The organism is Streptomyces sp. NPDC039424, from assembly GCF_055639495.1.
In genome coordinates this window covers 624,194-635,924 of sequence record NZ_JBVKAI010000002.1, presented here as the reverse complement: position 1 = coordinate 635,924, position 11,731 = coordinate 624,194, and the positions used below count along the sequence as shown (strand labels likewise).

Annotated in this window: 12 protein-coding genes; 9 read left to right on the top strand and 3 right to left on the bottom strand. The window is 72.6% G+C overall.

Annotation, left to right across the window (positions count from 1 at the left end):
* Nucleotides 1-21: 21 nt before the first annotated feature.
* Entirely contained in the window at nt 22-990 is a 969-nt protein-coding gene (gene coaA / locus ACZ7L0_RS07730) for a type I pantothenate kinase (RefSeq protein WP_471241612.1), read from the bottom strand.
* Nucleotides 991-1,200: 210 nt separating this feature from the next.
* On the opposite strand from coaA, the gene glmS reads away from it, so the two are divergent.
* Nucleotides 1,201-3,048 carry a glutamine--fructose-6-phosphate transaminase (isomerizing) gene (gene glmS / locus ACZ7L0_RS07725; RefSeq protein WP_471241519.1) on the top strand — a complete coding sequence of 616 codons (1,848 nt, stop codon included), beginning with the start codon at nt 1,201-1,203 and terminating at the stop codon, nt 3,046-3,048.
* 40 nt (nt 3,049-3,088) lie between these two features.
* Complete coding sequence (locus tag ACZ7L0_RS07720) at nt 3,089-3,460, top strand: holo-ACP synthase (protein ID WP_471241518.1); 372 nt, start codon at nt 3,089-3,091, stop codon at nt 3,458-3,460.
* A 6-nt stretch (nt 3,461-3,466) separates the two neighbouring features.
* Here the strand turns inward: ACZ7L0_RS07720 and ACZ7L0_RS07715 are convergent, their stop codons facing one another.
* Entirely contained in the window at nt 3,467-4,423 is a 957-nt protein-coding gene (locus ACZ7L0_RS07715) for an LLM class flavin-dependent oxidoreductase (RefSeq protein ID WP_471241517.1), read from the bottom strand.
* An 88-nt stretch (nt 4,424-4,511) separates the two neighbouring features.
* Here ACZ7L0_RS07715 and ACZ7L0_RS07710 point away from each other — a divergent pair, with 88 nt between their 5' ends.
* The 7 genes from ACZ7L0_RS07710 to ACZ7L0_RS07680 all read left to right on the top strand — a co-directional run bounded on the left by ACZ7L0_RS07710 (nt 4,512) and on the right by ACZ7L0_RS07680 (nt 11,061).
* Nucleotides 4,512-5,252 carry a helix-turn-helix domain-containing protein gene (locus ACZ7L0_RS07710; protein ID WP_471241516.1) on the top strand — a complete coding sequence of 247 codons (741 nt, stop codon included), beginning with the start codon at nt 4,512-4,514 and terminating at the stop codon, nt 5,250-5,252.
* Between the two features lie 31 nt (nt 5,253-5,283).
* Complete coding sequence (locus ACZ7L0_RS07705; protein WP_471241515.1) at nt 5,284-6,717, top strand: NAD(P)H-hydrate dehydratase; 1,434 nt, start codon at nt 5,284-5,286, stop codon at nt 6,715-6,717.
* Between the two features lie 62 nt (nt 6,718-6,779).
* Nucleotides 6,780-7,682: a L,D-transpeptidase family protein gene (locus ACZ7L0_RS07700; protein WP_471241514.1), complete on the top strand. Its 903-nt coding sequence runs from the start codon at nt 6,780-6,782 to the stop codon at nt 7,680-7,682.
* A gap of 59 nt (nt 7,683-7,741) precedes the next feature.
* Entirely contained in the window at nt 7,742-8,920 is a 1,179-nt protein-coding gene (alr, locus tag ACZ7L0_RS07695) for an alanine racemase (protein WP_471241513.1), read from the top strand.
* Between the two features lie 79 nt (nt 8,921-8,999).
* Nucleotides 9,000-10,268, top strand: a complete 1,269-nt coding sequence (locus ACZ7L0_RS07690) for an alpha/beta fold hydrolase (protein WP_471241512.1) — start codon at nt 9,000-9,002, stop codon at nt 10,266-10,268.
* Nucleotides 10,234-10,746, top strand: a complete 513-nt coding sequence (gene tsaE / locus ACZ7L0_RS07685; RefSeq protein WP_471241511.1) for a tRNA (adenosine(37)-N6)-threonylcarbamoyltransferase complex ATPase subunit type 1 TsaE — start codon at nt 10,234-10,236, stop codon at nt 10,744-10,746. The genes ACZ7L0_RS07690 and tsaE overlap by 35 nt, the downstream gene beginning before the upstream one ends.
* A 141-nt stretch (nt 10,747-10,887) precedes the next feature.
* The gene (locus ACZ7L0_RS07680) at nt 10,888-11,061 is read left to right on the top strand and encodes a hypothetical protein (protein ID WP_471241510.1); all 174 of its coding nucleotides are present in this window, start codon (nt 10,888-10,890) and stop codon (nt 11,059-11,061) included.
* Nucleotides 11,062-11,076: 15 nt separating this feature from the next.
* On the opposite strand, the gene ACZ7L0_RS07675 is transcribed toward ACZ7L0_RS07680, so the two are convergent.
* Nucleotides 11,077-11,625, bottom strand: coding sequence for a hypothetical protein (locus ACZ7L0_RS07675; RefSeq protein WP_471241509.1), 549 nt, complete (start codon nt 11,623-11,625; stop codon nt 11,077-11,079).
* Nucleotides 11,626-11,731: the final 106 nt, after the last annotated feature.

The window sequence follows — 11,731 nt, the reverse complement described above, 5'->3', positions numbered from 1 at the left end:
TGGTCACGGTCCGCGCAGTGGTCACAGCTTGCGCAGGCTCAGCCGCTGCACCTTGTGGTCCTGGCCCTTGCGCACGACCAGGGTGGCACGGCCACGGGTGGGCGCGATGTTCTCCACCAGGTTGGGCTTGTTGATCGTGCGCCACATCGTGCGGGCGTAGTCGAGCGCCTCCTCCTCCGAGACCTGGGTGTACTTGCGGAAGTACGAGGACGGGTTCTGGAAGGCGGTCGCGCGCAGCTTGCGGAACCGGTTGAGGTACCAGCGCTCGATGTCCTCCAGGCGCGCGTCGACGTACACGCTGAAGTCGAAGTAGTCGGCGAGACCGACCCGGGTGCGGCCGTCCTTGCCGGGCAGCGCGGGCTGCAGGACGTTGAGCCCCTCGACGATCAGGATGTCGGGCCGCCGGACGGTGAGCTTCTGGCCCGGCACGATGTCGTAGATGAGGTGGGAGTAGACCGGCGCCGTCACCTCGTCCTTGCCCGCCTTGATGTCGGCGACGAAGCGGGTGAGCGCCCGGCGGTCGTACGACTCCGGGAACCCCTTGCGCGACATCAGGCCCCGGGCCTGGAGCTCCCGGGTGGGCAGCAGGAAGCCGTCGGTCGTCACCAGCTCCACGCGCGGATGTTCCGGCCAGCGGGAGAGCAGGGCCTGGAGCAGTCGGGCCACGGTGGACTTGCCGACGGCGACCGAGCCCGCGACCCCTATGACGAAGGGGGTGCCCGACTGGGAGCCCTGCTCGCCGAGGAAGGTGTTCAGGGCGCCTCTGAGGCCGTCGGTGGCGCCGATGTAGAGGTTGAGGAGCCGGGACAGCGGCAGGTAGATGTCCCGTACCTCGTCGAGGTCGATGACATCGCCGAGGCCGCGCAGCTTCTCGACCTCCTCGGCGGTGAGCGGCAGCGGCGTCTTGTCGCGCAGCGCGCTCCACTCGGCACGGGTGAGGTCGACGTAGGGAGTCGCCTCCGGCCTGTGCCGGTGGGCGCTCCGGGGCATCGAGGAGACCGGAGAGATCACATCCCATTGTTAACGGAGTTTGAACGGCGTGGCGGGTGGGGTCCGTCACGCCCAGCCGCTGCTTTAGCGAGGGCCGAGATCGTGGACGAGTGAAAAAGCTCGTACGACGGTGGGAACAGCACCGAGAATTTCCGAATTCGGGCACGCAGAGCCCGAATCTGACGCTCTTCGGCCCGTAGGCTGCGGCGCATGTGCGGAATCGTGGGATACGTGGGGTCGCAGTCGGCACTCGAGGTTGTGATGGCCGGGCTGAAGCGACTTGAGTACCGGGGATACGACTCGGCGGGCGTCGCCGTGCTGGCGGACGGCGGCCTGGCCGCCGCGAAGAAGGCCGGGAAGCTGGTCAACCTGGAGAAGGAGCTGGTCGACCGGCCGCTCCCGACGGGTTCGACGGGCATCGGCCACACACGCTGGGCCACACACGGCGGCCCGACGGACGCCAACGCGCACCCGCACCTGGACAACGCGGGCCGGGTGGCCGTCGTCCACAACGGCATCATCGAGAACTTCGCGACACTGCGGGCGGATCTCGCCGAGCGAGGGCATGAGCTGGGGTCGGAGACCGACACCGAGGTGGTCGCCCACCTGCTCGCCGAGGAGTTCTCCTCCTGCGCCGACCTGGCGGAGGCCATGCGACTGGTGTGCCGGCGCCTGGAGGGCGCCTTCACCCTGGTCGCGGCGCACGCGGACGAGCCGGACGTCGTGGTCGGCGCCCGCCGGAACTCCCCGCTCGTGGTGGGCGTCGGAGAGGGCGAGGCCTTTCTCGCCTCGGACGTCGCCGCGTTCATCGCCCACACGCGGTCGGCGATCGAGCTGGGCCAGGACCAGGTGGTGGAGCTGCGCCGCGACGGTGTGACGGTGACCGGCTTCGACGGCCGTCCCGCGGACGTCCGCTCGTACCACATCGACTGGGACGCGTCGGCCGCCGAAAAGGGGGGCTATGACTACTTCATGCTCAAGGAGATCGCCGAGCAGCCCAAGGCGGTCGCCGACACGCTCCTGGGCCGTATCGACGCGGCCGGCTCACTGACCCTGGACGAGGTGCGCATCGCCGCCTCCGAACTGCGCGAGGTGGACAAGGTCGTCATCATCGCCTGCGGTACGGCCTTCCACGCGGGGATGATCGCCAAGTACGCCATCGAGCACTGGACCCGCATCCCCTGCGAGGTCGAGCTGGCCAGCGAGTTCCGCTACCGGGACCCCATCCTGGACGCGCAGACCCTGATGATCGCCATCTCCCAGTCCGGCGAGACCATGGACACCCTGATGGCGCTGCGGCACGCCCGCGAGCAGGGCTCCAAGGTGCTGGCCATCTGCAACACCAACGGCTCGACGATTCCCCGGGAGTCGGACGCGGTCCTGTACACGCACGCGGGACCGGAGGTCGCCGTCGCCTCCACGAAGGCGTTCCTGACGCAACTGGTCGCCTGCTACCTGGTCGCGCTCTATCTGGGCCAGGTGCGGGGGACCAAGTGGGGCGACGAGATCGGCGCCGTGATCCGGGACCTGTCACAGATCTCCGGCGAGGTCGAGCGGGTCCTGGAGACCATGGAGCCGGTACGGGCCCTCGCCCGGTCCCTGGCCGACAAGAACACGGTGCTGTTCCTCGGGCGGCACGTGGGATATCCCGTCGCGCTGGAGGGTGCGCTCAAACTGAAGGAGCTCGCCTACATGCACGCCGAGGGGTTCGCGGCGGGTGAGCTGAAGCACGGGCCCATCGCGCTGATCGAGGAAGACCTGCCGGTGGTGGTCGTCGTGCCGTCACCGCGTGGGCGGTCCGTCCTCCACGACAAGATCGTGTCCAACATCCAGGAGATCCGGGCCAGGGGCGCGCGCACGATCGTGATCGCGGAGGAGGGGGACGAGACGGTGGCTCCGTACGCGGACCACCTGATCCGCATCCCGGCGACCCCGACGCTGCTGCAACCACTGGTGGCGACGGTCCCGTTGCAGGTCTTCGCCTGCGAGCTGGCCACCGCCCGGGGCAACGAGGTGGACCAGCCCCGGAACCTGGCGAAGTCGGTGACGGTGGAGTGAGGCGGGGCCGGCGTGGTGTGCGCACCATAGGCTGCCGCGCATGAGCATCATCGGGGTCGGAATCGACGTGGCCGAGATCGACCGGTTCCGGGCGTCATTGGACCGTACGCCCGGGCTGGCGGATCGGCTCTTCGTCGAGAGCGAGTTGTTGTTGCCCAGTGGGGAGCGCCGGGGTATCGCTTCCCTCGCCGTTCGTTTCGCGGCGAAGGAGGCGCTGGCCAAGGCGTTGGGGGCGCCGCCGGGGTTGCACTGGACGGACGCGGAGGTGTTCGTCGAGGACAGCGGGCAGCCGCGACTGCGGGTGAAGGGGACGGTGGCGGCGCGCGCGGCCGAACTGGGGGTCAGGTCCTGGCATGTGTCGCTCAGTCACGACGCCGGTGTCGCGTCGGCCGTGGTGATCGCGGAAGGGTGACGGCCCTCAGACCGCGTCCGGTGTCGCGCGTATCGCCGGGAGCAGGGCGGCGAGGCGTTCCAACTGGTCGTACTGGGCGCTCAGGCCCACGGCCCCCAGGCGGGCCACCAGGTGCCGCGCACCGGCGGTGACATAGGCCCGCAGTCCCGCGACGACCTGTTCCGGGGAGCCGGTGACGACGGCCTGGATCTTCTCCAGGTCCGTCAGCGGCATGCCGTAGGTGGCGTGCGCGTACTCGTCCAGTGCCCGGCGGCCGGTCTCGGCGTCCTCGTCCACGCGTACCGAGACGAACAGGGCGGGAGTGATGTCCCCGGCCGCCCGGCCCGCCTCGGCCGCCGCCCTGTGGACGCTCCGCAGGCCGGTGGCGTAGTCGGCGGGGTCGGGCGGGTAGGGCAGCCAGCCGTCGTACAGGCGGCCGGTGCGGGTCAGGGCGGCGGGGGTGGCGCCGCCGAGCCAGATGGGTGGGCCCTCGGGGCGGAACGGTCTGGTCGCGGGCGGTATGTCGGTGAACCGGAGGATGTCGCCCCGGTACGCGTCGGCGCCGCCCCACACGGCCCGCCACAGGGCCACCGTCTCGTCCAGGCGGGTGAAGCGGCGCTCCCACGGGAGTTCGGAGAGGGCGTAGAGGGGGCGGCCGAAACGACCCGGGAAGCCGGCGCCGACGGTCACGGTGAGACGGCCGCCGCAGAGGAGGTCGACCGAGGCCAGGGACTGGGCGGCCTGTACCGGGCGGCGCAGGAACGGCAGCAGCGCGGCCGTCCCCAGGGTCACGGTCCGCGTGGTGGGGGCGAGCGCGGCCAGCATCGTCAGGGCCTCGACGCGCGGGGTGACCAGGGAGTCGTTGACGAAGAGGGAGGAGAGGCCCGCGTCTTCGGCCCGGCGGCCGAAGGCGACCAGCTCTCGGGGGTCGTCGCCCGCGTCCCACTGGGCGGTTCCGGTCGGAAGCAGTACACCGATGTCCATGCCGGCGATGCTGGCGACGCGGGCGGGGCGGCGGCAATTCCCTCGGGGGAATGGCCGGGACTCCCGTGCCGCCGCTACAACGGGCGGCGTGGACTTTCCCCGTGCGTTGCGTGACCGTCGTACCCGCCGTCGTGTCAGCCAGTTGGAGCTGGCGCTGCGGGCGGGCACCACCCAGCGGCATGTGAGCTTCATCGAGTCGGGCCGGTCCGTGCCCGGCCGGAACATGGTCGTGCGACTGGCCGAGTCGCTGGAGCTTCCGCTGCGGGAGCGGAACGAGTTGCTGCTGGCCGCCGGGTTCGCGCCCGCCTATGCCGAGAGCTCGCTCGACGACCCGGCGCTGGCCCCCGTACGCACGGCGATCCACCACATCCTGCGGGGCCATCTGCCCTACCCGGCGGTGGTGGTGGACCGGGGTGGTGGTCTGGTCGCCGCGAACGACGCGTTCGGCCTGATCACCGAGGGTGCGGCGGCCGAGCTGGTCGGCCCGGGGGCGAACGTCTACCGGCTGGCCCTGCACCCCGAGGGCCTGGCCCCCCGCATCCTCAATCGGGGGGAGTGGGCGCGTCACATCATGCTCCGGCTGGGCCACCTGCCTGAGCTGCGTGCCGAACTCGCCGGGTACCTCCCGGAGCTGGAGCCGTCCGACGAGCTGCTCGGCTTCGCGGTCCCGCTCCGCCTGCGGTCCCCGTACGGTGAACTGCGTCTGATGACGACCGTGACGACCTTCGCCACCGCCGTCGACGTGACCCTCTCCGAACTGAAGCTGGAGGCCTTCCTGCCCGCCGACGCGGCGACGGCCGAGATCCTCTCGGCGGGGCTCGGGGTGTGACCCGGGGCCCACTCGGGGCAGACTCGATCGCATGCGTACCGCCTACAGCGTGGAAACGGTCAGGACAGCCGAGCGCGAGCTCATGGCGCGGCTCCCCGAGGGGGCCCTGATGCAGCGGGCCGCCGCCGGACTCGCCGCCGCCTGCGCGGACTTGCTCGGCCGGGTGTACGGCAGCCGGGTCGTGCTGCTCGTCGGCAGTGGCGACAACGGCGGTGACGCCCTGTACGCCGGTGCCCGCCTGGCCCGGCGGGGGGCCGGGGTGGTGGCCGTACTGCTCAACCCCGACCGCACCCACCCCGGTGGCCTCGCGGCGCTGCGCCGGGCGGGTGGCGGCGTCGCGCGGACCGGTGGCAGCGCCGAGGACCTCATCGCCCGCGCCGACCTCGTCGTCGACGGCATCGTCGGGATCGGCGGGAAGGGCGGCCTGCGTGCCGACGCCGTACCGCTCGCGGAGGCCGCCCGCGCCTCCGGGGCCGCCCTGGTCGCCGTGGATCTGCCGAGCGGCGTCGAGGCGGACACCGGCGAGGTGCGCGGCGCCGCGATCCGCGCCGACCTCACCGTCACCTTCGGCACGCACAAGCCCGGCCTGCTCATCGACCCCGCCCGGGAGTACGCCGGGACCGTCCGCCTCGTGGACATCGGGCTGGAGCTGCCGTCCGAGGCCGAACTGGAGGCCCTGCAGCACGCCGACGTGGCCGGGTTGCTGCCGGTGCCCGCCGCCGAGAGCGACAAGTACCGGCGCGGGGTCGTCGGCATCGCCGCCGGATCGGCGCGGTATCCGGGTGCCGCCGTCCTCGCGGTGTCGGGCGCGCTGCGGGGCGGCGCCGGGGCCGTGCGGTACGTGGGGCCCGCCGGGGACGCCGTCATCGCCCGCTTTCCCGAGACCCTCGTCTCGGACCGGGGGCCGCACAAGGCGGGGCGGGTGCAGGCCTGGGTGGTCGGGCCGGGGGCCGGGGACGACGCCGCCACCGTGGCGGAGGTGCTGGCGACGGACGTGCCCGTGCTCATCGACGCGGACGGGCTGCGTCTGGCCGACCGGGAGGCCGTACGGGCCCGTACCGCCCCCACCCTGATGACCCCGCACGCCGGAGAGGCCGCCGCCCTGCTCGGTGTGGCCCGTGAGGAGGTCGAGGGCGCGCGCCTGTCCTCCGCCCGCGAACTCGCCGCCCGCTACGGCGCGGCCGTCCTGCTCAAGGGCTCGACCACCCTGGTCGCCGGGCCGGACGGCGGGCCGGTGCGGGTCAACCCGACGGGGACGCCCTGGCTTGCCACGGCCGGGAGCGGGGACGTCCTGTCGGGGCTGGCGGGGTCCCTGCTGGCGGCGGGGCTGTCGGCGCTGGACGCGGGGAGTGTCGGGGCGTATGTGCACGGCCTCGCCGGGCGGTTCGCGGCGGACGGGGCGCCGGTGGGCGCGCATGACGTGGCGGCGGCGATTCCGGAGGTGTGGCGGGACGTACGGGGCTGAAGCGCGGGTGGCGCGTCCACCCCTCGGGTGATCTGCCCGCGCGGCTGTCGGGATTCGGGCGGATGCCGGGTTTGTCTGACCGTGTGATCAGTAGACGCCTCGGTACCGCGCTTCTCGCCGCCGCCACCCTCCTCCCCGCCGCCGCACCCACCTGGGCCGCCACCCCCGCACCCCCGGCCGCCGGCCCGCCCGCCGAGCTGGTCCCCGGCGTCGCCCCCGGCCCCCACCAGCCCTGGCAGATCGACACACCCGACCAGATGCTGCCGCCGAAGGTGTACACACCCAGCGCCCGGGAGGACGCCGTGGAGCCGCCGGACGCGGCGCCGGGGACGTACGACCTCATCGAGTACGTGCCGATCGCCGACGCCGTCGGGAAGGTGACGTGCAGCAAGCAGGCCGGGCCGTACCAGCGGCAGGTCGAGCGGTGGCTGAAGCTGAAGGTGGACGGCAAGCAGTCGGCGGCGGACTGCAAGGCCATCAGGAACTTCCAGAAGAAGCACAAGATCAAGCCGGCCATCGGGTTCGCCGGGCCCGTCACCTGGGCGCAGATGATGCTCATCTCGGCCAGGAAGAATCCCAACGCGGCCAAGAAGTGTCCGGTGCGGACCTACCGGGTCGCCTGTGTGGACCTCGACCGGCAGGTCACCTGGGTGCAGAAGGGCGGCAAGGTGGTCTTCGGGCCGGTGCCGATGCGCAGCGGGCGCAAGGGCTACGCGACCCGGGCCGGATGGCACACGGTCTACTGGCGGCACAAGAACCACTGGTCGACGCTGTACAACCAGCCCATGCCGTACGCCCAGTTCTTCGACGGCGGCCAGGCCTTCCACGCCGTCTACGGCAGCATCTACACCACCGTCGGCTCCTGGGGCTGCGTGAACCTGAAGCTGGCCGACGCGCGCAAGCTGTGGGGCGTGTTGAAGAAGGGCGACCGGGTATTCGTGTGGGGTCGCAGGCCCGGTTCCTAGGCCGTGCGAGGGGCCTGCGCCCGGGGGCTGCCGGAGGCCTCTGAGACACTGGGGGCGCGATGACTGAAAGACCACCTGTGCCGACCGCGCCCCTGCGCGCCCGCGCCGAGATCGACCTGGCGGCCCTGCGGGCCAACGTGCGGGCCCTGCGCGCCCGTGCGCCCAAGGCGGCCCTGATGGCCGTGGTGAAGTCCGACGGGTACGGCCACGGGGCGGTGCCTTGTGCCCGCGCGGCCGTCGAGGCCGGCGCGAGCTGGCTCGGCACCGCCACGCCCGAGGAGGCCCTCGCGCTGCGCGCGGCGGGGCTGCCGGGGCGGATCCTGTGCTGGCTGTGGACGCCGGGCGGGCCGTGGCGGGAGGCGATCGAGGCCGACATCGACGTGTCGGTCAGCGCGATGTGGGCCCTGCGGGAGGTGGTCGAGGCGTCCCGGCGGGCCGGCCGGCCCGCGCGCGTGCAGCTCAAGGCCGACACCGGGCTCGGGCGCAACGGCTGCCAGCCGGGGCCGGACTGGGCCGAACTCGTCGCCGAGGCCCTGCGCGCCGAGCGCGAGGGGCTGTTGCGGGTCACCGGTCTGTGGTCGCACCTCGCCTGCGCCGACGAGCCGGGGCATCCCTCCATCGAGGCCCAGCTCGTCCGCTTCCGGGAGATGCTGGCGTACGCCGAGGAGCGGGGCGTACGCCCCGAGGTGCGGCACATCGCCAACTCCCCGGCCACGCTCACCCTGCCGGAGACCCACTTCGACCTGGTCCGCACCGGGATCGCCCTGTACGGGATCTCACCCAGCATCGAGCTGGGCGGCCCGGCCGACTTCGGGCTGCGCCCGGTGATGACCCTGTCGGCCTCGCTCGCGCTGGTGAAGCACGTCCCGGGCGGGCACGGCGTCAGTTACGGGCATCACTACGTCACACCCGGCGAGACCACCCTCGGCCTGGTGCCGGTCGGGTACGCGGACGGCATTCCCCGGCACGCCTCCGGCAGCGGCCCGGTCCTGGTCGGCGGCAAGTGGCGCACGGTCGCCGGGCGCGTCGCGATGGACCAGTTCGTGGTCGACCTCGGCGGAGACGAACCCGAGGCCGGCGCGCAGGCCGTGCTCTTCGGACCCGGCGACCGGGGCGAGCCCACCGCCGAGGACTGGGCGCAGGCCTCGGGCACGATCGCGTACGAAATCGTCACGCGGATCGGAACGCGCGTTCCTCGCGTCTATGTGAACGGGGAACAAGACCGGCAGGACGGGTAAGCGGCACTGAGGAGCCCGGCCGGGGCGCGGTCCCGGTGACACCTGTGACGGCAGCAGCAGTCGTGATGAGGAGCGGTACGTGAGCGAGAGCAGTGCGGAGGTCGTGGCCGAGGTGGCGGACGTCGCCTCGGCCGTCGTCGCCTCCGCCGCGACGGCGGCCGGAAGCTGGCGCAGGGCGACCGGCCTCGCCGGTGCCGCGATAGGCGTCCTCGCCGCCGGTGCGGCGGCCGGCGTCGCCATCGAACGGATGACCGTCGGCCGGGGGATGCGCCGCAAGGCCCGGCTGGCGCTGGACTCGACGGGACCGTACGGGGCTCTGCGCGGCACCCCGGCCAAGGCGCACGCCGACGACGGCACCGAGCTGTACTTCGAGGTCGACGACGTGGAGCCGGACGCCGGCGGCCCGAACCTCTCCCCGCGCCGGCGCCGCCTGTTCGGCCGCAAGGCGCCCGCCCCGGTCACCGTCGTCTTCAGCCACGGCTACTGCCTCAGCCAGGACTCCTGGCACTTCCAGCGGGCGGCCCTGCGCGGCGTCGTCCGCACGGTGCACTGGGACCAGCGCAGCCACGGGCGGTCCGGGCGGGGCGTGGCCCAGGTCCAGGACGAGGTGCCCCTCACCATCGACCAGCTGGGCCGCGACCTGAAGGCGGTCATCGACGCGGCGGCGCCCGACGGGCCGATCGTGCTGGTCGGGCACTCCATGGGCGGGATGACGGTGATGGCCCTGGCGGCGCAGTACCCGGAGCTGATCCGGGACCGGGTGGTCGCCACCGCCTTCGTCGGCACCTCCTCGGGGCGGCTCGGCGAGGTCAACTTCGGGCTGCCCGTGGCCGGTGTCAACGCGGTGCGCCGGGTGCTCCCCGGGGTGCTGAAGGCGCTGGGGCAGCAGGCGGCGCTGGTGGAGAAGGGGCGGCGGGCCACCGCCGACCTGTTCGCCGGGATCATCAAGCGGTACTCGTTCGCGGGCCGGGACGTCGACCCGGCGATCGCGCGGTTCGCGGAGCGGATGATCGAGTCCACGCCGATCGACGTGGTCGCCGAGTTCTACCCGGCCTTCACCGACCACGACAAGACCGAGGCCCTCGCCTGCTTCACCGACATGCCGGTGCTCGTACTGGCCGGGGTCCAGGACCTCGTCACGCCCAGCGAGCACAGCGAGGCCATCGCCGACCTGCTCCCCGAGGCCGAACTGGTCCTCGTGCCGGACGCCGGGCACCTGGTCATGCTGGAACACCCGGAGGTGGTCACCGACCGCCTCGCCGACCTGCTCACCCGCGCGGGTGCCGTGCCCGCAGGGGCTACGGTAAGTGGCTATGGAAGCACCAGCAGCACCGCACAACCACGCTGAGACCGAGCTGACCGTCACCTCCCCGGAGCAGATGCGGGAACTGGGCCGCCGCCTGGCCAAGCTGCTGCGCGCGGGCGACCTGGTGATGCTCACCGGCGAGCTCGGCGCGGGCAAGACGACGCTCACCCGCGGTCTCGGCGAGGGCCTCGGCGTGCGCGGGGCGGTCACCTCGCCGACCTTCGTGATCGCCCGCGTCCACCCCTCGCTGGGGGACGGTCCGCCGCTCGTCCATGTCGACGCCTACCGGCTGTCCGGCGGTCTGGACGAGATGGAGGACCTCGATCTGGACGTGTCGCTGCCCGACTCGGTGATCGTCGTGGAGTGGGGCGAGGGCAAGGTCGAGGAGCTGACCGAGGAGCGGCTGCAGGTCGTGATCCACCGGGCGGTGGGTGACACCACCGACGAGGTGCGGCAGGTGACGGTGACCGGGCTGGGGGAGCGGTGGACGGCCGTGGACCTGCAGGTGCTGGCGGCCTGAGGGGCGCCGGCCCTTTCCGACAAGCCGTCGGCAAGATATTGCGCCGGACCGGGCAGCCGTGATGACATGGTACCCAGCCCGTAGTTAGGTCAGCCTAAGTTCTGCCTAGGTACGCCCGCCCCCGCACATCAGGAGGCGACCATGCCCGCTTCTCAGCCCACGGTGCCCTCGCGGCCGCCGGCGTCCGCCGCGGTCTCCATGCGCGATCTGCTGGCGTCCTGTGCGGCGGCGGAGGCGATCTCCCGGCCGCCGCGCGACCCCGACCCGCGGGCGCCGCGGCGGGCCGCCGGGGATGTGCGCCCGCACGCCGCCTGAGGGCCGTCCCCGGGGTCACCGGACCACGATGACCGGCACCCCGATCGTCGCGAACCCCCACATCGCGTTGCCGTCCGCCCGTGTCTCCCGGATACCGCCCGTGCGCAACGCCGGGTCGGGCGTCGTGGCCGTGCCGGTGTTCACCGCGGCGCTGAAGCCGATGGCGACCCCGTCCCGGCTGGTGAAGCGCACGACGTGTTCGATGGGCAGGCCGTCCGTGCCGGTGGTCAGGTTCGAGCGGGACGTGACGAGATAGGCGCCCGGGAGCGGGTCCACGCTGCCGGGCCGCACCGTGAAGGTGCGCAGCACCCTGTTGCGCTCGCTGACCAGCCAGACCCGGTCGTCGCTCACCGAGTACACCACCCGTTCACCCGCTCCGGAGATGCCGGGCAGCGCGGTGGGGTTCGTCCGGTCGCGGGCCGCCTTGGGCGTCGGCGACGCGCTCGCGCGGGGCTTGCCGAGGTCGGCGGGGACGGTCGCCGAGGCCTGGTAGGCGAGAAAGCCGACCGTTCCGACCGCCGCCGCGGTGAGCCCGGCCACGATCGACGAGCTGGTCACTGCCACGTGCGCCCACCTCTGTTTCATGTCATTTCTTTTTCATCGCATTTGTCGCATTTAGTGCAGACGGTAGCAGTCAGTGACCATCCGATCGGGACGGCCGCCCGGCACG